This window comes from Streptomyces sp. NRRL F-2664, from assembly GCF_000719345.1.
Classification (GTDB): domain Bacteria; phylum Actinomycetota; class Actinomycetes; order Streptomycetales; family Streptomycetaceae; genus Streptomyces.
Genome location: NZ_JOFX01000002.1, coordinates 358592 through 380976, shown reverse-complemented (window position 1 = coordinate 380976; position 22385 = coordinate 358592). Strand labels below are relative to the sequence as shown.

The window sequence follows — 22385 nt, the reverse complement described above, 5'->3', positions numbered from 1 at the left end:
GCATCGGCGCATGATCGAGCCGAGTCACCGGCAGCGCACGATCGTCCTGGCGATCTGCTGCATGAGCCTGCTCATCGTCAGCCTCGACAACACCGTGCTGAACGTCGCGCTCCCCTCGATGCGCCGCGAGCTGGACGCCTCGGTCGCGGGGCTGCAGTGGAGCATCGACGCGTACACCCTCGTCCTTGCCTCGCTGCTGATGCTCATGGGCTCCACGGCGGACCGGATCGGCCGCCGCAAGGTGTTCGTCGCGGGGCTGCTGGCCTTCGGCCTGGGTTCCCTGCTCTGCGCGCTCGCGCCCAGCCTCGGCTGGCTCATCGTCTTCCGGATGGTGCAGGCGGTCGGCGGCGCGATGCTCAACCCGGTCGCGATGTCGATCATCACCAACACCTTCACCGACCCGGCCGAGCGGGCCCGGGCGATCGGCGTGTGGGGCGCGGTCGGCGGCATCTCCATGGCGGCGGGCCCCCTGATCGGCGGGGCGCTGGTGGACTCCGTGGGCTGGCGCTCGATCTTCCTGATCAACATCCCGATCGGGCTGGTGGCGCTCGCCCTCACCCTGCGGCACATCCCGGAATCCCGGGCGGCCCGGCCGCGCCGCCCGGACCCGCTGGGTCAGGTACTGGTCATCGCCCTGCTCGGCAGCCTGACGTACGGGATCATCGAGGCTCCCGCCGCGGGCTGGCGCTCGCCGCTGATCATGGGGTGCGCGGTGGTGGCCCTCGCCTCCTTCGTGGGGCTGCTCGTGTACGAGCCGCGGCGCGCAGAGCCGCTGATCGACCTCCGGTTCTTCCGCAGCGCGCCGTTCAGCGGCTCGACGGTGATCGCGATCAGCGCCTTCGCCGGACTGGCCGGCTTCCTCTTCCTCAACACGCTCTACCTCCAGGACGTACGGGGGCTCAGCGCGCTGCACGCGGGGCTGTACATGCTGCCGATGGCCGGCCTGACCGTGCTGTTCGCGCCGCTGGCGGGGCGGCTGGTGGGCAGCCGGGGGCCGCGGATCTGCCTGCTGATCGCGGGGGTGGCGATGGCGGGGAGCGGGCTGCTGTTCGCCCTGTTCGAGGCGGAGACCTCCAATCCGCTCCTGTTCACCGGGTACGTGCTGTTCGGGCTCGGCTTCGGCATGGTGAACGCGCCGATCACCAACACCGCGGTGTCCGGGATGCCGCGCTCGCAGGCGGGTGTGGCGGCGGCCATCGCCTCCACCAGCCGGCAGACGGGCGGCACGCTGGGCGTCGCGGTCATCGGCTCGGTGCTGGCGGCCGGGCTGGCGGGCGGCGCCGACTTCTCGGGGGCGGCCCAGCCGGCCTGGTGGATCATCACCCTGTGCGGGCTGCTGGTCCTCGTCGTGGGCGCGGCGACGAGCGGCAGCTGGGCCCGGGCGACGGCCGAACGCACCGCCCGCGCCCTGCAGGAGCCGGCCGGCCCCGCGGCGACCGTGGGATCTTCCCGCCCCTGAGGCCTCGCGGCGGTGCAACGACGCGAGGGCCGGGCCGCTGGGACCCGCGCGTCGTTCACGCCGCTCGCCGTGTGTCCTCGTCCTCCGCCCTGTTCCATGTCCTGATCGCGTCGGCGACATGCGCCGGCGCGGCGCAGCCGTCCTGACGGGTGACAGATATTGAAATCTGTCATCCGCCATGCCATTCTCGTTTCATGACGACGCACGAGAGCATCGACGCGACCACCGCCGGCTCCGCCGGCACTCCTACGACGCCGACACCACTTGCGGCGCCCACGACCGCCGCCCCTCCTCGGCGCCTCGGCCGCACCGGCCCCACGGTCTTTCCGGTCGGGCTGGGCTGCATGGGGATGTCCGCCCTGTACGGGGAGGCCGACCGCTCGGAGTCCATCGCGACCATCCACGCGTATCTGGACGCCGTGCCCGAGGGCGCGAGCGCGTTGCTCGACACCGGCGACTTCTACGGCATGGGGCACAACGAACTGCTGATCGCCGAAGCCCTGCGCACCGCGCCCCCGGCGGCCCGCGACCGGGCGCTGACCAGCGTCAAGTTCGGCGCGCTGCGCACGGTGGAGGGCGGCTTCACCGGCTATGACGGGCGCCCGGACGCCGTCAGGAACTTCCTTGCCTACTCGCTCCAGCGGCTCGGGCGGGACCACATCGACGTCTACCGGATCGCCCGTGTGGACCCGGACGTGCCGATCGAGGAGACCGTCGGCGCGATCGCCGAAGCCGTCCGAGCCGGGCACGTGCGCCACATCGGCCTCTCCGAGGTGGGCGCCGAGACCCTGCGCCGGGCCGCCACCGCGGCGCCGATCTCCGACCTCCAGATCGAGTACTCCCTGATATCCCGCGGGATCGAGCAGGACATCCTGCCGACGGCACGCGAGCTGGGCATAGGCGTCACGGCCTACGGGGTGCTGTCCCGCGGCCTGATCAGCGGACACTTCACCCGCGACCGCGCCCTGGCTGCGGGCGACTTCCGCGGGATGAGCCCCCGCTTCCAGGGCGAGAACCTCGACCGGAACCTCGACCTCGTCGAGGCCCTGCGCAAGGTCGCCGACGACAGGGGGGTGAGCGTCGCCCAGACCGCCATCGCCTGGGTGCTCTCGCGGGGCGAGGACATCGTGCCGCTGGTGGGCGCCCGGCGCCGGGACCGCCTCGCCGAGGCACTGGGTGCCATGGACCTCGCCCTCAGCGCGGGAGACCTGGCCGCCATCGAGGAGGCCGTGCCCGTCGGGGCGGCAGCGGGCGAGCGGTATCCGGCGGCGCAGATGGCCCACCTCGACAGCGAGCACTGAGCTGGCGGTACGGTCGTATCCATGCCACCCGCTGCCGCCGAGCCCCTGACCCCCGAGCGCATCCTCGAAACCACCGAGGAGGTGCTGCGACGCTTCGGTCCCACCAAGGCGACGGTGGTGGACGTGGCACGTGCGCTGGGTGTCAGCCACGGCAGCGTCTACCGGCACTTCCCCTCGAAGGCCGCACTGCGCGAGGCCGTCACCGACCGCTGGCTCGCCAGGAGCGTCGTCGTGCTGGATCAGATCGCCTCGGATTCCGCCGAGAGCGCGCCGTCCAAGCTGGAAGCCTGGCTGGAGGCGCTGTTCGAGGCCAAGCGCCACAAGGCGGGTGACGATCCGGAGCTGTTCGCGACCTACACCGTGCTCCTCGCCGAGAACAGCGGGACGGTGGAGCAGCATCTGACCGAGCTGATCGACCAGTTGGCCCGGATCATCGCCCAGGGCGTCGCCGACGGCTCGCTCGCGGCGCCCGACGTACCGGCCGCGGCCAGGGCGGTCTTCGACGCCACCGGGCGGTTCCACGACCCCCAGTTCGCGGCGGAGTGGTTCTCCCCGACCATCGTGGCGGAGTTCGAGGCGGTCACCGCTCTGGTGATCCGGGGCCTGCGCCCCTGACGCCCGCCCGTCTGTGCCCGCCCGGTCCGCGCCGGGCCATCCGGAACGGGTCGCCCCGTCCGCTGCCCGGGCCGGCGCCCCGACGGGCTGCCCGCGCGGCCGACGGCAACGGCCGGTGGCCCGGCGCGCGGGCTGCGCGCCGGGCCACCGGCCGTTCGTCCTGCGGGGTCAGCAGCCGAGCAGGCGGCTGCCGAGGTAGCCCTGGATCTGGTCCAGGGAGACGCGCTCCTGCTTCATGGTGTCGCGCTCGCGCACGGTCACCGCGTTGTCGTCCAGGGTGTCGAAGTCGACGGTGACGCAGAACGGCGTACCGATCTCGTCCTGGCGGCGGTAGCGGCGGCCGATGGCGCCCGCGTCGTCGAACTCGATGTTCCAGTTCTTGCGCAGGTCGGCGGCCAGGCCCTTGGCCTTGGGCGACAGCTGCGCGTTGCGGGACAGCGGCAGGACGGCGACCTTGATCGGGGACAGGCGCGGGTCGAGGCGCATCACGGTGCGCTTCTCCATGACGCCCTTGGCGTTCGGCGCCTCGTCCTCGTTGTACGCGTCCAGCATGAAGGCGAGCATGGCGCGGTTGACACCGGCTGCCGGCTCGATGACGTACGGGGTGTAGCGCTCACCGGCCTCCTGGTCGAAGAAGGTGAGGTCCTGGCCGGAGGCCGCGGAGTGCGCCTTCAGGTCGTAGTCGGTGCGGTTCGCGACACCCTCCAGCTCGGAGAACTCGCTGCCGCCGAAGTTGAAGCGGTACTCGATGTCGGCGGTGCGCTTCGAGTAGTGGGACAGCTTCTCCTTCGGGTGCTCGTACCAGCGGATGTTCTCCTCGCGGATGCCCAGGTCGCGGTACCAGTTCCACCGCTCCTGCATCCAGTACTCCTGCCACTGCTCGTCCTCGCCCGGCTTGACGAAGAACTCCATCTCCATCTGCTCGAACTCGCGGGTGCGGAAGATGAAGTTGCCCGGCGTGATCTCGTTGCGGAAGGACTTGCCCATCTGCGCGATGCCGAAGGGCGGCTTCTTCCGCGAGGTCACCTGGACCTGCGCGAACTGCGTGAAGATGCCCTGGGCGGTCTCGGGGCGCAGGTACGCCTTCGAGCCAGTGTCCTGGGTCGGGCCGAGGTGGGTCTCCAGCATGCCGGAGAACTGCTTGGGCTCGGTGAACTGGCCCTTCACGCCGCAGTTGGGGCAGTTGACGTCGGCCAGGCCGTTCTCGGGAAGTCGGCCGTGCTTGGCCTCGTACGCCTCTTCCAGGTGGTCGGCGCGGTGGCGCTTGTGGCAGGAGGTGCACTCGGTCAGCGGGTCCGAGAACGTGGCGACGTGGCCGGAGGCCACCCAGACCTCGGGGGCCAGGATCACGGACGAGTCGAGACCGACGACGTCCTCACGCCCGGTGACCATCGCCTTCCACCACTGGCGCTTGATGTTCTCCTTGAGCTCGACACCCAGCGGACCGTAATCCCAGGCAGCCCTGGAGCCGCCGTAGATCTCACTGCAGGGGAAAACGAAGCCACGGCGCTTGCTCAGGCTGACGATGGTGTCGATCTTGTCGGCGGCCACGGTGCTCTCTTCATTACGAGGACGAACGGCGAAGTCCCTAGGTTACCGGCGCCCGCACCCCCCCTTTCAAATCGGTTCCCCTTCCACGCCCCGCCCGCTCCCGGCCCCCACCTGGGTTTTTGACAACCGTTTCCATTTTTGATGAAAATGGATGTCATGAACGTACGACGCCTCATACCCACCGCCGTCCTCGCCGGCGCCGTAGCCCTCGGCACCACGGCCCTGACCTCCTGCTCCGGAGCGGAAGCCGTGGGCGGCAAGGACGGCAAGCTCGGCGTGACGGCGTCCTTCTACCCCCTGCAGTTCGTCGCCGAGCAGATCGGCAAGGAGCACGTGAAGGTCGACGGCCTGACCAAGCCGGGCGTCGAACCGCACGACCTGGAGATCACTCCCAAGCAGACCGCGCAGCTCGGCGAGGCCGACGTGGTCCTTTACCTGAAGAACCTCCAGCCCGCCGTCGACAAGGCCGTCGCCCAGTCCGGTGTGAAGAGCATCGTCGACGCCGCCACCCTCACCGAGCTGGAGGCCCACGGCGACTCCGGCCACGACCACGGCTCCGAACAGCCGCACGCCGAGGGCGAGGCGCACGCGGAGGGCGAGGCGCACGCCGAGGGCGGCCACGACGACAGCCACGGCGAGTCCGGCACCGACCCGCACGTCTGGCTCGACCCCGTCAAGTACGCGGAGATCGCCAAGGGCGTGGGCGCGGCCCTGGAGAAGGCCGACCCGGACCACGCGGCGGACTACAAGAAGAACACCGACGAACTGGTCGGCAAGCTGACCGCATTGGACACCGAGTTCAAGGACGGCCTGAAGAACACGGCGTCCCGGACCTTCATCACCACCCACTCCGCCTTCGGGTACCTCGCCGAGCGCTACGGCCTCGACCAGGAGGGCATCTCCGGCGTCGACCCCGAGTCCGAGCCCAGCCCGGCCCGGATGAAGGAGCTGCAGGCGGTCGCGAAGAAGGACAATGTCACCACCGTGTTCTTCGAGACGCTGGCCAGTGACAAGACGGCCAAGACCCTCGCCGCGGACACCGGCCTGAAGACCGACGTCCTCGACCCGATCGAGGGCATCACCGACACGTCCCAGGGCGCCGACTACTTCGAGGTCATGCGGTCCAACCTCAAGAACCTGCAGAAGGCACTCGGAGCCAAGTGATGACAGCAGCAACGGAGGCGCGAGCCATGCAGTCCCCGCCCCGGCCGGCCGACGACCGGCCCGTCATATCCCTGCGCGGGGCCCGGGCCTCGCTCGGCTCGCGCCCCGTGCTGCGCGGAATCGACCTCGCCGTCCACCGCGGCGAGGTCGTCGCCCTGCTCGGCGCCAACGGCTCCGGCAAGTCCACGGCCGTCCGCGCCGTGGTGGGCCAGGTCCCGCTGACCGACGGCTCGCTCAGCCTCTTCGGCACGGAGTTCAAGCGCTTCCGCGACTGGTCGCGCGTCGGGTACGTCCCCCAGCGCACCACCGCCGCCGGCGGCGTCCCGGCCACCGTCCGCGAGGTCGTCTCCGCCGGCCGGCTCGCCCGCTCCCGCTTCGGGCTCCTGCGCAAGGCCGACAAGGACGCCATCGGGCGCGCCCTGGCCCTGGTCGGCATGGACTCCCACGCCGACGTCTCGGTGGACGCCCTCTCCGGCGGCCAGCACCAGCGCGTCCTCATCGCCCGGGCCCTCGCCGTCGAACCCGAACTGCTGATCATGGACGAGCCGATGGCCGGCGTGGACCTCGCCAACCAGGAGGTCCTGGCGAGCGCCCTGCGCGCGCAGGTCGCCGCCGGCTCCACCGTCCTGCTCGTCCTGCACGAGCTGGGCCCCCTGGAGCCCCTGATCGACCGCGCCGTCGTCCTGCGCGACGGCTGCGTCGTCCACGACGGGCCGCCGCCGGAGGCCGTGGGCCAGCACGCCCTGCCCGGCCACGACCACGTTCACCCCCACGCGGCGCACGACGCCGAGCCCCTGCGGACGGGACTGCTGAGCTGATGGACATCCTCGACTACGCCTTCATGCAGCGCGCGCTGATCGCGGCCGCGCTGGTCGGCATCACGGCCCCCGCCATCGGTACGTACCTCGTCCAGCGCCGCCAGGCCCTCATGGGCGACGGCCTCGGCCACGTGGCGATGACGGGCGTCGCCCTCGGCTTCGTGCTGCAGACCAGCCCCGTCTGGATGGCCACCCTCGTCGCCGTCGTCGGCGCCGTCGGCATGGAGCTGATCCGCACCCGCGGCAGGACCAGCGGAGACGTCGCCCTCGCGATGCTCTTCTACGGCGGCCTCGCCGGCGGCGTCATGATCATCAATCTCGGGGGCGGCCAGACGGCCAGCCTGCTGGGCTCCATGTTCGGCTCGATCACCACGGTCGCGACCGAGGACGTGACCGCCATGGCCCTGCTCGCCGCCTTCGTCCTCGCCGTCGCGATCGGTCTGCGCAGGCAGCTCTTCGCCGTCTGCCAGGACGAGGAGTTCGCCCGGGTCACCGGGCTGCCGGTGCGCGCCCTGAACCTGCTGATGGCGGTCACCGCCGCCGTCACCGTCACCGTCGCCATGCGCATCGTCGGCCTGCTCCTGGTCAGCGCGATGCTGGTGATCCCGGTCGCCGCCGCCCAGCGGCTCACCCGTAGCTTCGCCACGACACTGGGCCTGGCCATGACCATCAGCGTGACCGTCTCGCTGACCGGTACTGCGGCCACCTACTACATCAACGTGCCCTCGGGCGCGACGATCGTGCTGCTCGCGATCGGCGTCTTCATGGTGATGGCCGCCCTCTCGGGCCCCCTGGCCCGCCGCCGGGCCCGAGCCTCGCTGGCGGCCGAAGAGGTCTGCACGCGCGACGATGTGAAGGTCTAGCGGGCTGGCACAATGGCCGCAGGCCTACACGAGGAGGAACCGGTGGCGACTGCGCCTGGCGAGATGAATACCGCGCCAGTACGAGGACGATCCACTCGCCAGCGGGCCGCAGTGGCCGCTGCGCTGGACGAGGTGGACGAGTTCCGCAGCGCCCAGGAACTCCACGACATGCTCAAGCACCGCGGTGACTCGGTGGGCCTGACCACCGTCTACCGCACCCTGCAGTCCCTCGCGGACGCCGGGGAGGTCGACGTCCTGCGCACCAGCGACGGCGAGTCCGTGTACCGCCGCTGCTCCACCGGCGACCACCACCACCACCTGGTCTGCCGCAAGTGCGGCAGGGCCGTCGAGGTGGAGGGTCCGGCCGTGGAGAAGTGGGCGGAGTCCATCGCGGCCGAGCACGGCTACGTGAACGTCGCCCACACGGAGCCCCGAGTACGCCCAGTACGAGGGCCTTCGCCCGGCACGCCGAGAGCACGCACCGGACACCGCGGGCACCGCACAGGACTTTCGCAACACCCCCTAGAGCCGCCTCAGGTTCGCGTCCAGGACCGCCCGCAGCACGTCGGCGTCGCCCGGACCCGTCAGGCCCCGCTTGGGGAGCAGGACCCCGCCGAGCATCCTCTTGTCGCCGGAGAAGAGCATGAAGGTCGCGCCGGTCTCGGCGTAGTCCGACAGCGCGCTCCAGCGCAGATGGACGGAGCCCTGCTCGGAGTCGACCGTGACGCCTTCCGCGGCGACGACCGCCCGGCACTCCCCCGCCGCCGCCAGCAGCCCTCGGGTCGTCGCGGCCATGATCCGGTGGCCGAACAGCACGAAGGCCCAGCCGCAGAGGCCCACGGTGGCCAGCGCCGCGGCCGACCCGGCGGAACCGCCCTCCTGCGCCACGATGACGGCGGCGTACGCGGGCCCCACCAGGCCGATGAGGATGAACGGCAGTCGCTGGCGGCGGCCCGCCCTCGACCGCCCGTGGGCCCGCAGGCCGTCCGCCATGTCGGCGACGGTCGGCGTGTAGCGGAGTGCGACCGCCCGCCCCGCCGAGGCCGCCTCGTGTATCCGGTACAGCGGATCCCCGCCCGTGGTGTCCATGGGCGGGGATCTTAAGTCAGGGGCGTCAGCCGGACGCGGCCGGGCCCTCCGGCTGGTTGGGGACGGCCCCGCCGAAGCGGCGGTCGCGCTGGGCGTACTCCAGGCACGCCGCCCACAGGTTGCGCCGGTCGAAGTCGGGCCACAGCACGTCCTGGAAGACCATCTCGGCGTACGCGCTCTGCCAGATCAGGTAGTTGGAGGTGCGCTGCTCGCCGCTCGGGCGCAGGAACAGGTCCACGTCGGGCATGTCGGGGTAGTAGATGTACTTCGCGAAGGTCTTCTCATTGACCTTCGACGGGTCGAGCTTGCCCGCCGCCACGTCCCGGGCGATGGCCTGCGCCGCGTCGGCGATCTCCGCACGGCCGCCGTAGTTCACGCAGAAGTACAGGGTCATGGCGTCGTTGTCGACGGTCTGCTCCTGCGCCACCTGGAGCTCCTGGACGACCGACTTCCACATCTTCGGCATACGGCCCACCCAGCGGATGCGGATGCCGAGTTCGTTCATCTCGTCGCGGCGGCGGCGGATGACGTCGCGGTTGAAGTTCATCAGGAAGCGGACCTCTTCGGGCGAGCGCTTCCAGTTCTCCGTCGAGAAGGCGTACAGGGAGAGGTTCTTGACGCCCATCTCCAGGCAGCCCTTGAGCACGTCGAGCACGACGCCCTCGCCGACCTTGTGGCCCTCGGTGCGCGGCAGGCCGCGCTCCTTGGCCCAGCGGCCGTTGCCGTCCATGACGACGGCGACGTGGTTCGGGACCCGCTCGCCGGGGATCTTCGGCGGGACCGCACCGGAGGGGTGCGGCTCGGGAACCTTGTACTCCCGGCGAGAGCGTCCCAGAATCCCGCGTCGTGCCATGTGCCCAGCTCCTATTTCTCGACGTATCGCAGGGAGCGTAGCCCGCGCTCCAGATGCCAGTGCAAATAGGCGGAGACCAGCCCGCTGCCCTCCCGCACGTGACGCGCCTCACACGCGTCGGCATGCCCCCAGTCGCCCGTCAGCAGGGCGCTGAGCAGGGCGATGGCCTCCGACGAGGGTACGACGCTGCCGGGCACGCGGCAGTCCCCGCAGACGACCCCGCCCGCGGCGACGGAGAAGTGCCGGTTGGGACCGTGGATGCCGCACTTCGCGCAGTCGTCGAAGCTGGGTGCGTAGCCGTTGACGGCGAGCGAGCGCAGCAGGAAGGCATCGAGGATGAGGTGCGGTTCGTGCTCGCCGCGCGAGAGCGTGCGCAGGGCTCCGACCAGCAGCAGGTACTGCTGCACGGCGGGCTCGCCCTCGTTCTCGGTGAACCGCTCGGCGGTCTCCAGCATGGCGGTGCCGGCGGTGTAGCGGGCGTAGTCGGTGACGATGCCGTTGCCGTACGGGGCGATGATCTCGGTCTGGGTGCAGAGCGGCAGGCTGCGGCCGACCAGTTCGCTGCCGCGGGCGAAGAACTGCACGTCGGCATGGGAGAAAGGTTCCAGCCGGGCGCCGAACTTGGACTTCGTGCGGCGCACCCCCCGTGCGACGGCCCGCACCCTGCCGTGGCCGCGGGTCAGCAGCGTGATGATGCGGTCCGCCTCGCCGAGCTTCTGGGTGCGCAGCACGATGCCGTCGTCGCGGAACAGACTCATGCGCCCATTGTCCAGCACCGGGCAGCGACGACCCCTCGCCCGGGGTCGTGGTCCGGGCGAGGGGTCGGCACCCCTTGGGAGGTCAGGAGGAGGACGGGGAGGGCGAGGGGTCGGCGTCGCCCGCCTTCTCGGTTGCGGGGGCGGCGGCGGGGGCCTGGGCCGGCACCGTCGCCGGGACCGCGTCGGCGACGACGCCCTCGGCGGGGGCGCCGGAGCCGGGCGCGGTGTCGACCTCGGCGCCGGCGAGGGCCTTGGCCCCCTCCTCCGGAGCGGCGCCGTGGGCGTCGTCCTTGGCCGGTCCGTTGAAGATGAGGTTGAGCACGATGGCAGCCGTGGCTCCGAGAGTGACGCCGCTGTTCAGCAGCGAGGACAGGTCGGCGTCCATGTGTTCGGTGAAGAAGACCGGGACGGTCGCCGGGAGCAGCGCGAAGGCGAGGGAGACGCCGACGATCAGCGCGTTCTTCTCCTCCTTGAGGTCCACCTTGCCCAGGGTCTGGATACCGGCCAGGGCGACCATGGCGAACATGACGGTGGCGGCGCCACCGAGGACTCCGTGCGGAACGGCGGCGACGATCGCGGCGGCCTTGGGCAGCAGACCGAGGACGATCATGAAGACACCCGCGGCGACGACCACGAACCGGCTCTTCACCTTCGTCATGCGCACGAGCCCGACGTTCTCGGCGAAGGCGACGTACGGGAAGGAGTTCAGGACACCGCCGAGGGCGGTGGCGGCGCCGTCGGCGCGCAGGGCGCGGGCCACGGTCTCGCTGTCGACCTCCTTGCCGGTGATGTCGCCGACGGCGTAGGTGTCCCCGGTCGTCTCGACCATGGTGATCAGCATGACGATCAGCATCAGGACGATCGGGAACCACTCGAACTTCGGGACGCCGAAGTGGAAGGGGGTGGTGACGCCGATCCAGTCGGACTTGGCGACGTCGCCGAACTTCGCGTCGCCGAGCAGGAAGGCGACGCCGGTGCCGACGACCAGGCCGAGGAGGATCGCGATGCTGGAGAGGAACGGCCTGCCGAGCTTCATCAGCACGAGGATGAACAGCATCGTGCCGCCGGCGTAGGCGAAGTTCTTCGGCTCGCCGAAGTCGGGGCTGCCGAGGCCGCCGGCGGCGTCGTTGAGGCCGACCGGGATCAGGACGACGCCGAGTACGGTGATCACGGTGCCGGTGACGACCGGCGGGAAGAGGCGCATGACCGCCCGGAACGCCTTGGCGGGCAGCCAGGCGAAGGCGAAGGTGGCGATGCCGGCGGTGATGACCGCGCCGTAGATGACCAGCAGGGCGGCTGTTCCGCCGCCCGCCCCGAGGCCTATGGCGATCATCGGGGACACGGCGGTGAAGGTCACGCCCTGGATCAGCGGCAGTCGCGCGCCGATCCGACCGATGCCCCACGCCTGGATGATCGACGCGATGCCGCAGGTGAAGAGGTCCGCGTTGATCAGGTAGACCAGCTGTTCGGGGCTCAGCTTGAGTGCGCTGCCCACGATGATCGGGACGATCACCGCGCCGGCGTAGAAGGCGAGTACGTGCTGGAAGCCGTACAGCGCGAGCTTGGGGAGGGGGAGCACCTCGTCGACCGGGTGCGTGCTCTGCTTTCCGTCGGTGGAAAGCCGGGCGGCGACACGTGCCATCTCAGCCTTGCCCTTCAAGGTAGGTACGTGAGAGGAGATCTGGTTGTCCCTGGGCGAAGTGGGTCGCTAACCCGTTGGTTCGCCAGGGTTTCCGTACGTCACGTGGATCGAAGTCCCGCTGTGCGGGGCGGCGGCTTCTCGGCGTGTGACCGGAATTGAACGCCTGTGGGAGGCCTCACAGATATCGTCGACTTCTACAAACTGTTGACCGCGACGGGCTTCAGATCTGTGGATTTCTCCAGTGGTGATGCACCGCGGGTGAGGGTATGGGCCGGCGGCCTTCCGGCGGGGCGCCCCGGCCGGGCGAGCGTGCGACGCACCGCCTGTGAGCTGGCAGGACGTTCTGTGCGGCGCTTCAGCGACGCATACGCGAAGGGCCCGTCCGGGCACCCCGGCGGGCGACCTGAACGGGCCCGGAGCAATCGGCTCCGCGGCCCACGGAGTGTTCACCAGGCGAGATTTCGGCCCTCGCGAGGCCGGATCGTTACGTCGGACCGCACTCTGTCGAACGGTTCCGGACGCTTCCGCGCGCCCCCCGGGCGTACGCAGGGACTCTCAGGGCGCGCGCACCGCCGACAGCAGCCGGGCCACGTCGTCCGCACCGATCCGCAGAGCCGCTCCGACCGTGGCGAGCACCTCGCGCTCGGCCGGGATGTACGGACCGTCCGCGAGGGCGATCCGGGCCCCCTGGAGCAGGACGGACTCCCGTCCGGGACCCGCCAGGTGCGGCGCGAGCGGTTCGAGGGCCTCGTGGAGCTCTATCGACAGCGCGGCCCCGCAGCACTCCGGGATGTCGTACAGCCCGAGCCGGCCCTCGTCCGCGGACAGCGCCTCCACGAGCGACTCCAGTTGCTCCTCGGTGCAGTCCTGGAAGCCCGCGGCCCGTACGGTGCACACGGCGGCCTCCAGCGCGCTGCGCGAGGCCGTCCCGCCCGCGGCGAGGACGGCGAGCGCCACGGTGTGGACGGCGTCCCGCAGCAGGGCGGTGAACCGGGTGGTGGTGAGGTGGTCCAGGGCGTCGGTGCCGAAGCGGGCGCGGCAGCCCTGGCACTCCACGACGGGTCCCGCGTGTCCGCGCGGGAGCAGCGGCACGCCGAGGACGGTGAACCGGCGGCGGCCGGTGCGCCTGCGGTAGTTCCGGTCGCCCCCGCAGTCCGGGCAGAAGAACTCCCCGTCACCCACGGTGCTCCAGGTGGTACGGATGCCCCAGACCGTCAGCTTCCGGCCGTCCCCACCCCGAACTGGCAGCACGTCGCACCTCCGTGGTCGTCCGGCAGCATCGCCGGGTTGGCGTGATGTTAGCCACATCGGTGAGGCTGCGTCAGTCGTGCGACAAGACAACATGCCCCCCGAGCGGGAGTTGGCCGATCTGCACCCCCGGTTCCGCTTAGGGTCTGCCGCATGGACGAGAAGTCGTGTCTGGTGACCGGGGCCGCGAGTGGGATCGGGCGGGCCACCGCGGTACTGCTGGCCCGCTCCGGTGCCCGGGTGACCGCGGCCGATATCAACGGCCCGGGGGTCGAGGCCCTCCGTGCGGATCTGGCCGCCGAGGGCCTCGCGGTCACCGCGGTGGTCGCTGACGTCTCCGATCCGGACGACAGCCGGGCGATGGTCGCCGCCGCCGTGGAGGCCTACGGGCGCCTGGACGTCGCCGTGGCGAACGCCGGGGTGCTCCCTCTGTCGGACGTTCGCGAGACCACCGCGCAGGACTGGGACCACGTGATGGCGGTCGACGGCCGCGGGATGTTCCTGACCTGCAAGTACGCCATCGAGGCGATGACCGCGCAGCCGCGCCCCGGTGGGGCGCTGGTCTGCGTGTCCTCGATCTCGGGGGTGGCGGGGCAGGCGCGCCAGGCCGCGTACGGTCCGGCGAAGTTCGTCGCGTCGGGGCTGACGAAGCACCTCGCGGTCGAGTGGGCGGCGCACGGGATCCGCGTCAACGCGGTGGCTCCCGGAACGATCCGAACGGAGCGGGTGATCGCGCTGCAGGACGAGCCGGGCGGGCCCGAGTACCTGGCGGAGGTCACCGGGGCGCACCCGATGGGCCGGCTCGGCGAGCCGGAGGAGGTGGCCCGCGTCATCGCCTTCCTGGCCTCGGACGCGGCGTCGTTCGTGACCGGCGCGATCGTCCCCGTGGACGGCGGCTACCTGGCCCGCTGACGCCCGCCGGGGGCGGCCCCGGGAACGGCGCGACCCCGCCCCTGGTCGGCAGGAGCGGGGTCCACGGCCGGGGTGGTCAGCGGCCCGCGCGGTTGACGGCGGAGATGACCGCCTTCAGGGAGGCGCGGGTGGTGTTGGCGTCGATGCCGATGCCCCACAGGACCCGGCCGTCGATCGCGCACTCGATGTAGGAGGCGGCGACGGCGGACGCGCCCTCGCTCATGGTGTGCTCGGTGTAGTCCAGCAGGCGGGCGTCGATGCCGATGCCGGCCAGCGCGTCGAAGAAGGCCGAGATCGGACCGTTGCCGGTGCCGTTCAGCACCGTCTCCACGCCGTCCACGACCGCTTCGACGGTCAGCGTGTCCGTGCCGTCCTTGTCGGTGGCCGTCGAGCCAGAGCGCAGCTGGATGCGGCCCCAGGGGTTCTCGGGGTTGGGCAGGTACTCGTCGCAGAAGACGTCCCAGATGGCCTTCGGCGTGACCTCGCCGCCCTCGGCGTCGGTCTTGGCCTGGATGATCTTCGAGAACTCGATCTGCATGCGGCGCGGCAGGTCCAGCTTGTGGTCGTTCTTCAGGACGTACGCGATGCCGCCCTTGCCGGACTGCGAGTTGACCCGGATGACCGCCTCGTAGGAGCGGCCGACGTCCTTGGGGTCGATGGGCAGGTACGGGACGGCCCACTCGATGTCGTCGACGGTCTTGCCCTGGGCGGCCGCATCGGCCTCCATGGCGTCGAAGCCCTTCTTGATGGCGTCCTGGTGGGAGCCGGAGAAGGCGGTGTAGACGAGGTCGCCCGCGTAGGGGTGGCGCGGGTGGACCGGCATCTGGTTGCAGTACTCGCTGGTGCGGCGGATCTCGTCGATCTGCGAGAAGTCGATCTGCGGGTCGATGCCCTGCGAGAACAGGTTCATGCCCAGCGTGATCAGGTCGACGTTGCCGGTGCGCTCGCCCTGCCCGAACAGGCAGCCCTCGATGCGGTCGGCGCCTGCCATCAGGGCCAGCTCGGCGGCGGCGACGGCGGTGCCGCGGTCGTTGTGCGGGTGTACGGAGATGCAGATGTGCTCGCGGCGGGTCAGGTTGCGGGCCATCCACTCGAAGCGGTCCGCGTGGGTGGACGGCGTGGAGCGCTCCACGGTGGCGGGCAGGTTCAGGATGATCTCGCGGCCCTCGGCCGGCTGCCATACGTCGCAGACGGCCTCGCAGACCTCCAGGGCGAAGTCCAGCTCGGTGTCGGTGAAGATCTCCGGGCTGTACTGGTAGCCGAAGGTCGTCTCCGGGCCGAGCAGCTTCTCCGCGTACTCCATGACCAGGCGGGTGCCGTCGACGGCGATCTGCTTGATCTGCTCCTTGGAGCCTCGGAAGACGACCCGGCGGAAGGTCGGCGCGGTCGCGTTGTACAGGTGCACGGTGGCGCGCTTGGCGCCGACCAGCGACTCGACCGTCCGCTCGATCAGGTCCTCGCGGGCCTGGGTCAGGACGGAGATGGTCACGTCGTCCGGGATCGCGCCCTCTTCGATGATGGAGCGCACGAAGGCGAAGTCGGTCTCGCCGGAGGACGGGAAGCCGACCTCGATCTCCTTGTAGCCCATGCGTACCAGCAGGTCGAACATCTCGCGCTTGCGGGCGGGCGTCATGGGGTCGATCAGCGACTGGTTGCCGTCCCGCAGGTCGGTGGACAGCCAGCGGGGGGCCTTGGTGACGCGGGCGTCCGGCCAGGTCCGGTCGGGGATGTCCACCTGCTCGTAGGCGCCGTACTTGTGGATCGGCATGCCGGAGGGCTTCTGGGAGTGGGTCGCGTTCGTGATGGGCGTGGGGCGACCGACAAATGGCTGCTGGCTCATGGCGTGGGGCTCCTCGCGTGTCCGCGGTAGTTCGCTGGGACGGCCGACGGCGGTAGTGAAAACCGCAACACCAAACTCCGCGGGGAGGGGGCCGGCCTACGACTACAGACCCTCGCCGCGGCAGCTAAGGAGAAGCAGCCCGAAACGCATGATGGGCCGAGCCTAGCCGAGCCGCGCCGTAACGCGAGGACCTGTTTCAGTATGCAAGACCCGCGCGTCCGATTTGCACCAAATGTAAGCCAAGCCTCGTTCGCCCGGAGCAGGTCGGGCCGATCCCCCGAGGCGCGCCCCGGCCGGGCCGTGCGATCACACCACCGCCGGACGCCACCCGCCGCGACGCACCCCGGCACGTTTCTGCACCGGCGGAAGGTGACACAACCGAATGAATCATGGTTGCAGCTAGTGACACCGACGTCACGCGGTGCCACATTGCCGGGCATGGATGCCTCCCACACCCCCTCCCGCCACCCCGTCTTCTGCACGGTCGTGCCGCCCCACCTCCTCGACAAGGCCGCCCTGTCCGGGAACACCCGCCGCGCCGATCTCGCCCAGCGCACCCTCGAACGCGACTCCCTGCTGCGCACCCGGCGCCGGGTCACCGCCGTGCGCGGGATCGCGCCCGCGCTCGCCGCGCCGGCCGGGGACGACCCGCGGCGCACGGTCTTCGACGCCCAGCACCGCACGCAGCTCCCCGGGACCAAGATCCGCGGCGAGGGCGACCCGCTGAGCAAGGACGCCACGGTGAACCGCGCCTACGCCGGACTCGGGGCGACGTACGAGCTGTTCCTGAAGGGCTTCGGGCGCCGCTCGATCGACGATTCCGGACTCCCCCTGGACGCCACCGTCCACTACGGCGAGGACTACAACAACGCCTTCTGGGACGGCCGGCAGATGGTCTTCGGCGACGGGGACGGGGACCTCTTCCTCGATTTCACCGTCTCGGTGGACGTCATCGGACACGAATTGACCCACGGCGTCACCCAGTACACCGCGAACCTGCGCTACCGCGGCCAGTCCGGCGCCCTGAACGAGTCGATGTCCGACGTCTTCGGCTCCCTGATCAAGCAGTACTCACTGGAGCAGACCGCCGACGAGGCCGACTGGCTGATCGGCGCCGGGCTGCTCGGCCCCGACGTCACCGGGGTCGCCCTGCGCTCCATGAAGGCACCGGGCACCGCCTACGACGACGACGAACTGGGCAAGGACCCGCAGCCGGCCACCATGGACGACTACGTCACCACCCACAGCGACAACGGCGGCGTCCACATCAACTCCGGCATCCCCAACCACGCCTTCTACATCGCCGCGACCGAGCTGGGCGGCAAGGCCTGGGAACGGGCCGGACAGATCTGGTACGACACCCTGACCGGCGGGGCCCTCACCCCGAAGGCGGACTTCGCGGAGTTCGCCCGGCTCTCCACCGCGGCCGCCGCCGCCCGCTACGGGGACGGCGGGGCGGAGCACCAGGCGCTGCAGAAGGCGTGGTCGGTCGTGGGCGTCCCGTTCGCGGGGTAGACGGCTCCCATGCGGATTCTGGTGGTACGGACGGGCGGCTTCGCGGGCATCGAGCGCCGGGCCGAGGTGGACACCTCGGGCCTGCCGGACGAACGGGAGTGGCAGGCCCTGGCGCAGCTCGCACTGCGGCCCGGTCCGCCGGGCGACCCGGCGGACCGGGTCCGGGACGGCTTCTCCTACCGGATCACGGTGGACGGGCGGACGGTCACGTGCGTCGAGCCGCACCTGTCGGAGGCACAGCGGGCGCTCATCTCCCGGGTCCTGAAAGAAGGTGCCTGACCGACGCACCTTTGCTTGGATGTCCGGATGACCTCTCGCATGATCGATTCGACGCTGTCCGAGCTGGAGCGCTACTACGACACCGTGCCGCGGGTGGGCGGGGCCCGCGCCGAGGACTTCGGCGCCCTGACCCTCTTCGTCCAGGAGGGCTCGGGCTGGCCGTACTACGCGCGGCCCACGCTCGGCGGCTCCGACGCGACGGCCGCCGACGTGGAACGGGTGCTCGCCCGCCAGCGCGAGCTCGGGGTGCCCGAGGCCTTCGAATGGGTCGCCGAGACCAGCCCGGCGCTGCGCCCCGCGGTGGAGGCGGCGGGTCTGCGCGTCCACGCGCACCCGCTGATGGTGCTGGAGGCCGCCGAGGAGCTGCCCCGGCACCCGGAGGTGCGGCTCCTCGACGCCGAGGACCCCTTGCTGGCGGCCGCGGTCGCGGTGCCGGCGCTGGCCTTCGCCGACCCGGGGACCGCCGTCGGCGAGGCCGGTCCGGCGGAACTGGCGGCCGCGACGGCCGACCCGGCGACGGAGTCGCGCCGGGCGGACGTCGCGGCGAAGCTCGCGGCCGGCACCTCGGGGATGGCGGCCGCCGTACGGGACGGTGTGGTGCTCTGCTCGGGCATGTTCAACCCGGTCGGCGATGTCGCCGAGGTCGTGGGCGTGGGCACCCTCCCGTCCGCCCGCCGCCAGGGCCTGGCCCTCGGCGTCACCGCGGCCCTCGTCGCACAGGCCCGCGCGCGGGGCGCCCGTACGGTCTTCCTCTCGGCGGGCGACGAGGACGTGGCGCGCATCTACGGCCGCGCCGGCTTCCGCCGCCTGGCGACGGCCCTGATCGCCGAACCGCCGGCCGCGCCCGGGGCGTGAACGGCTGCTTGCGGCCCGGGCCGCGCTGACGGGCGCCCGCCCGCTTTTGCCGGGTCGGCAACAAGGTTTGCCGACAGGGCGGGGAGGGGCGCAGCATCGGGGGCACGACGAACCCCGAGCGGAAGAGGCCCCATGTCGAAGCACCAGCACCCCCACCCGCACTCGCACGACACTGCGGAGGAGAGCGGGAACGGTCCCGTCCCGGGCGGCGAGGAGTTCTGGGACGGGCGCTACAGCGAAAGCACCCGCATCTGGAGCGGCAACCCGAATGCCCTCCTGGTCCGCGAGGCCGCGGACCTCCCGCCCGGCCGGGCCCTCGACCTCGGCTGCGGCGAGGGCGCGGACACCGTGTGGCTGGCCCGCCGCGGGTGGCGCGTCACCGCCACCGACATCTCCACGGTGGCGCTCGGCCGCGCCGCCGAGCACGCCGCGGAGGCCGGGGTGGCCGACCGCGTCGAGTGGCAGCGCCACGACTTCGCGCAGTCCTTCCCCGAGGGGGAGTTCGACCTCGTCTCGGCGTGCTTCCTGCACAGCTACGGGGACTTCCCGCGCGAGCGGATCCTGCGCCGGGCCGCCGCCGCGGTGGCGCCCGGCGGGACCCTGCTCGTGGTCGGCCACGCCGGAGGACCCTCGTGGAACCCGGACGCCCACGCGGACATCCACTTCCCCACCCCGCAGGAGGTCCTCGCCCAACTGGAGCTGCCGGAGGGCGGCTGGGAGGTCCTGAGCGCGGCGGAGCACCTGCAGCCCATGACCGATCCCGAGGGCCGGCCCGGGACCCGCCCCGACAACCTGCTGAAGGTGCGGCGCCTCGCCTGAGGGGCGCTCCGGCGGATCAGGGGCAGCCGGTCAGAAGCCGAGCTTGCGGAGCTGCTTGGGGTCCCGCTGCCAGTCCTTGGCGACCTTCACGTGGAGGTCGAGGAAGACGGGAGTCCCCAGCAGCGCCTCGATGTGCTTGCGCGACTTCATCCCGACCTCCTTCAGCCGGGAGCCCTTCGGGCCGATGATGATGCCCTTCTGGCTCGGCCGCTCGATGTAGACGTTGGCGTGGATGTCGAGCAGCGGGCGGTCGGCCGGGCGGTTCTCGCGCGGGATCATCTCCTCGACGACCACGGCGATGGAGTGCGGCAGCTCGTCCCGTACGCCTTCCAGGGCGGCCTCGCGGATCAGCTCGGCGACCATGACCATCTCGGGCTCGTCGGTGAGGTCGCCCTCCGGGTAGAGCGGCGGACTCTCCGGAAGCAGCGGCGCGATCAGGTCGGCCAGCAGCTGGACCTGGTTGTCGCCGACCGCCGAGACGGGGACGATCTCGGCCCACTCGATGCCGAGCTCGGCGCCCAGCTGGTGGATGGCGAGGAGCTGCTCGGCCAGGGCCTTCGACTCCACCAGGTCGGTCTTGGTCACGATGGCGATCTTGGGGGTCTTCTTGATCCCCGCGAGCTCCTTGGCGATGAACTTGTCGCCGGGGCCCAGCTTCTGGTCGGCCGGGAGGCAGAAGCCGATGACGTCGACCTCGGCCCAGGTGGTGCGCACGACGTCGTTGAGGCGTTCGCCGAGCAACGTGCGCGGCTTGTGCAGGCCGGGCGTGTCGACGAGGACGAGCTGGGCGTCGGGGCGGTGCACGATGCCGCGGACGGTGTGGCGGGTGGTCTGCGGCCGGTTGGAGGTGATCGCGACCTTCGTGCCCACGAGTGCGTTGGTCAGGGTCGACTTCCCGGCGTTGGGACGGCCGACGAAGCAGGCGAAGCCCGCACGGTGCGGGGCGGTGGACTCGGGGGAACGATCGCTCATACGGGCCATTCTCCCCGATGCGGCTCCCCGCGCCGACCAGACCGGGGCGGTGACGGGGACCACAGCCGCGAGCGAGGGGTGGGCGGCGTGGGAGGTGCGTCCCTGAGCCGTGTCCCCAGCCCCTGCGCGGACCGTGGGCGGCACCACGCGCCGGCGGCGCCGGGAGGCGCTGCGCCGGCGCTGTCCGGGGGGGTCACGACAGGGTCAGCGTCAGGACTGCCGTGTAGGCGCCCGGTCGGGTGTAGGGAGGGACGTGGAGGGTGACCACGGCGTCGATCGTGAAGGTGCCGCCCGTCTGCGGCCCGTCCGGGGTGGACGCCAGGAGGGCGCCCTCCGGGCCGACGGCGCCCGGGCTGCCCGGCGTACAGCGGCTCGGGCTGCCCGGGGCCGCCGTGCACGACGGGGTCCAGGACAGGGACGCGCCCGGGACGGCGACCCCGCCCGGGCCGGTGAAGTCGGTGATCCTGCCGGTCAGGGTCCACCCGGCCGGGCCGCCCCGGGCATCGGTGACGGTGACGGTGCCGATCCGGCCGGGGGCGGCTGCGCCGCCGCCGTACGCCACCGCGCCGAGGGTGATGTCCCGGCCGGTCTGGGTCATGCCGAGCGCGCCCGGCCCGACGGTGGCGGTGGCCTTCCCGGTGCCGGACGCCGGCGGGGCGGCGGCGTCCGCGACGACGGTGTACGCGGCCGGGCCCGAGCCCTGCCGCGCGGACCACGCCTCGCCCTCGTAGGCGACCACGGCGGTGGTCGCACGGTCGGTGACCGTCAGGTCCACGACGGCCGTGCCCAGGTCGTCGGCGGTGGCGCCCGCCCGGTCGGTGGTCTCCGCCGCGCCGGCCCGGCCCGCGACGGTCACGGCGGCACCCGGGGGGAATCCGGCCGCGGTCACCCTGACCGGGGCTCCGGGCCGGCCGTGGCCGGAGGCGGGGAAGACGCTGCGGAGGTTGGCCGTGGGCAGCTCGGTGGCGGTCAGCCGGGCCGGGGCGGGGGCGGTGACGACGGGGGTGCAGGTGGTACCGGGGTCCAGCAGGTGGCGCGCGTGCGAGGGTGATCTCGCCGGGCGGGGTGACGGGGAAGGTGCCGGTCATGGTGACGGCGGGGAGGGGCGCGCCGGCCGGAACGGGGTCGTTGCGCCGGGCGACGACGGTGACCTCTCCGCTCTGGGCACCCCCGAGCAGGATCCGGCCGGTCGGTGGGGGCACGTCTGCGGGAAGTGCGCCGCCGTCCCCGACACCGCCGACCGGGGGCGCGGCGGGGGTGCTGACCACCTGGTAGGTCACGGTGACGGTGTCGCCGACCCCGGGTGCCGGGTCGTCCACGGTGATCCGGGCGGTGGTGGGGCCGTCGACGGGCGCAAGACCGGCCTCCTGGGGGGCCCGGCACTGCGTCGGGAACTCCACCTGCCCCGGGGGCGCCTCACCCTGGGCCGCGGCGGGTCCGCCGAGGGCGCCCCCGGCCGTGGCGGCGAGGGCGAACGCGCCGACCGCCGCCGACCATCTCCGGTTCCGCGCCCGTGTTCGCACTGCCCGCCCCCGCCCCTGGGTCGCCTCGCGCCGAGCCCCGCGCAGGGGCCATTCACGAGCGGGCAGCGGAAGAAGTCAATGCGCGGGCCCCGCATCGACTGATGGCCCATCAGGAGATGGCAGCGGGACGCCGGCCCCCGGGGCCCCGCCGGTCGCGCGGGACGGGCGCCGGTGGGCCGTCGGGCCCACCCCCAGGGGCCGCCCGCACGCGCTTGCGCAGCGACGGGGCCGCGGGTTCCGGGGCGGCACCAGGAACCCGGCCCCGCCGGGCCCCGGGCTCTGCCCGGACCCCTGCCTCGAACGCCGACG

The 22385-nt window shown here is 71.9% G+C and carries 21 protein-coding genes and 1 pseudogene; 12 read left to right on the top strand and 10 right to left on the bottom strand.

From position 1 onward, the window contains the following. The first annotated feature begins 10 nt into the window (after positions 1–10). From IF89_RS0103975 to IF89_RS0103965, 3 genes are all read left to right on the top strand, one after another. Positions 11–1459, top strand: a complete 1449-nt coding sequence (locus IF89_RS0103975; RefSeq protein WP_030761132.1) for an MFS transporter — start codon at positions 11–13, stop codon at positions 1457–1459. A gap of 194 nt (positions 1460–1653) precedes the next feature. Next, complete coding sequence (locus tag IF89_RS0103970; protein ID WP_030761129.1) at positions 1654–2760, top strand: aldo/keto reductase; 1107 nt, start codon at positions 1654–1656, stop codon at positions 2758–2760. A 21-nt stretch (positions 2761–2781) separates the two neighbouring features. Continuing rightward, positions 2782–3375 (top strand): TetR family transcriptional regulator, encoded by a 594-nt coding sequence (locus tag IF89_RS0103965; protein ID WP_030761126.1) that lies wholly within the window; start codon positions 2782–2784, stop codon positions 3373–3375. Between the two features lie 168 nt (positions 3376–3543). Here IF89_RS0103965 and IF89_RS0103960 read toward each other — a convergent pair whose 3' ends face one another. Continuing rightward, a complete protein-coding gene (locus IF89_RS0103960; RefSeq protein ID WP_030761123.1) occupies positions 3544–4926 on the bottom strand; it encodes a glycine--tRNA ligase in 1383 nt (460 codons plus the stop codon). Positions 4927–5082: 156 nt separating this feature from the next. On the opposite strand from IF89_RS0103960, the gene IF89_RS0103955 reads away from it, so the two are divergent. From IF89_RS0103955 to IF89_RS0103945, 3 genes are read left to right on the top strand one after another with little or no spacing between them, the layout of a single operon-like run. Continuing rightward, positions 5083–6090 carry a metal ABC transporter substrate-binding protein gene (locus tag IF89_RS0103955; protein ID WP_030761120.1) on the top strand — a complete coding sequence of 336 codons (1008 nt, stop codon included), beginning with the start codon at positions 5083–5085 and terminating at the stop codon, positions 6088–6090. Beyond that, positions 6090–6908, top strand: coding sequence for a metal ABC transporter ATP-binding protein (locus IF89_RS0103950; protein ID WP_420706868.1), 819 nt, complete (start codon positions 6090–6092; stop codon positions 6906–6908). Before IF89_RS0103955 ends, IF89_RS0103950 begins: the two co-directional genes overlap by 1 nt. Further along, a complete protein-coding gene (locus IF89_RS0103945; protein WP_043192825.1) occupies positions 6908–7771 on the top strand; it encodes a metal ABC transporter permease in 864 nt (287 codons plus the stop codon). The genes IF89_RS0103950 and IF89_RS0103945 overlap by 1 nt, the downstream gene beginning before the upstream one ends. A 24-nt stretch (positions 7772–7795) precedes the next feature. Here IF89_RS0103945 and IF89_RS47440 read toward each other — a convergent pair whose 3' ends face one another. Next, entirely contained in the window at positions 7796–7951 is a 156-nt protein-coding gene (locus tag IF89_RS47440; RefSeq protein ID WP_234327647.1) for a hypothetical protein, read from the bottom strand. Here IF89_RS47440 and IF89_RS41735 point away from each other — a divergent pair. Then, a pseudogene (locus IF89_RS41735) lies at positions 7883–8197 on the top strand (Fur family transcriptional regulator); the annotation flags it as partial. The gene IF89_RS47440 and the pseudogene IF89_RS41735 overlap by 69 nt on opposite strands. Before the next feature lie 96 nt (positions 8198–8293). On the opposite strand, the gene IF89_RS45810 reads toward IF89_RS41735, so the two are convergent. The 5 genes from IF89_RS45810 to IF89_RS0103915 form a co-directional block, all read right to left on the bottom strand. After that, positions 8294–8860 carry a YcxB family protein gene (locus tag IF89_RS45810; RefSeq protein ID WP_051806755.1) on the bottom strand — a complete coding sequence of 189 codons (567 nt, stop codon included), beginning with the start codon at positions 8858–8860 and terminating at the stop codon, positions 8294–8296. A 25-nt stretch (positions 8861–8885) separates the two neighbouring features. Continuing rightward, the gene (locus IF89_RS0103930) at positions 8886–9713 is read right to left on the bottom strand and encodes an isoprenyl transferase (protein WP_030761105.1); all 828 of its coding nucleotides are present in this window, start codon (positions 9711–9713) and stop codon (positions 8886–8888) included. An 11-nt stretch (positions 9714–9724) separates the two neighbouring features. Then, positions 9725–10471 carry a DNA repair protein RecO gene (gene recO, locus IF89_RS0103925; protein WP_030761103.1) on the bottom strand — a complete coding sequence of 249 codons (747 nt, stop codon included), beginning with the start codon at positions 10469–10471 and terminating at the stop codon, positions 9725–9727. An 82-nt stretch (positions 10472–10553) separates the two neighbouring features. Continuing rightward, positions 10554–12113 carry a nucleobase:cation symporter-2 family protein gene (locus IF89_RS0103920; protein WP_030761101.1) on the bottom strand — a complete coding sequence of 520 codons (1560 nt, stop codon included), beginning with the start codon at positions 12111–12113 and terminating at the stop codon, positions 10554–10556. 555 nt (positions 12114–12668) lie between these two features. After that, complete coding sequence (locus tag IF89_RS0103915; RefSeq protein ID WP_030761098.1) at positions 12669–13364, bottom strand: TerB family tellurite resistance protein; 696 nt, start codon at positions 13362–13364, stop codon at positions 12669–12671. 150 nt (positions 13365–13514) lie between these two features. Here IF89_RS0103915 and IF89_RS0103910 point away from each other — a divergent pair, with 150 nt between their 5' ends. Next, complete coding sequence (locus tag IF89_RS0103910; RefSeq protein ID WP_030761095.1) at positions 13515–14273, top strand: SDR family NAD(P)-dependent oxidoreductase; 759 nt, start codon at positions 13515–13517, stop codon at positions 14271–14273. Positions 14274–14349: 76 nt separating this feature from the next. Here the strand turns inward: IF89_RS0103910 and leuA are convergent, their stop codons facing one another. Then, complete coding sequence (gene leuA, locus IF89_RS0103905; protein ID WP_030761093.1) at positions 14350–16113, bottom strand: 2-isopropylmalate synthase; 1764 nt, start codon at positions 16111–16113, stop codon at positions 14350–14352. A gap of 438 nt (positions 16114–16551) precedes the next feature. Between leuA and IF89_RS0103900 the strand changes: the two genes are divergently transcribed. The 4 genes from IF89_RS0103900 (at position 16552) to IF89_RS0103885 (ending at position 19581) form a co-directional block, all read left to right on the top strand. Then, positions 16552–17628 carry a M4 family metallopeptidase gene (locus IF89_RS0103900; RefSeq protein ID WP_030761091.1) on the top strand — a complete coding sequence of 359 codons (1077 nt, stop codon included), beginning with the start codon at positions 16552–16554 and terminating at the stop codon, positions 17626–17628. Positions 17629–17637: 9 nt separating this feature from the next. Continuing rightward, complete coding sequence (locus IF89_RS0103895; protein ID WP_030761087.1) at positions 17638–17907, top strand: protealysin inhibitor emfourin; 270 nt, start codon at positions 17638–17640, stop codon at positions 17905–17907. A gap of 39 nt (positions 17908–17946) precedes the next feature. Beyond that, complete coding sequence (locus IF89_RS0103890; RefSeq protein ID WP_030761084.1) at positions 17947–18762, top strand: GNAT family N-acetyltransferase; 816 nt, start codon at positions 17947–17949, stop codon at positions 18760–18762. Positions 18763–18894: 132 nt separating this feature from the next. Beyond that, complete coding sequence (locus tag IF89_RS0103885; protein ID WP_030761082.1) at positions 18895–19581, top strand: SAM-dependent methyltransferase; 687 nt, start codon at positions 18895–18897, stop codon at positions 19579–19581. A 30-nt stretch (positions 19582–19611) separates the two neighbouring features. On the opposite strand, the gene era is transcribed toward IF89_RS0103885, so the two are convergent. Together era and IF89_RS49285 are read right to left on the bottom strand one after the other, a co-directional pair. Continuing rightward, positions 19612–20562: a GTPase Era gene (era, locus tag IF89_RS0103880; protein WP_037878811.1), complete on the bottom strand. Its 951-nt coding sequence runs from the start codon at positions 20560–20562 to the stop codon at positions 19612–19614. 184 nt (positions 20563–20746) lie between these two features. Continuing rightward, positions 20747–21409 carry a hypothetical protein gene (locus IF89_RS49285; protein WP_324605297.1) on the bottom strand — a complete coding sequence of 221 codons (663 nt, stop codon included), beginning with the start codon at positions 21407–21409 and terminating at the stop codon, positions 20747–20749. Positions 21410–22385: the final 976 nt, after the last annotated feature.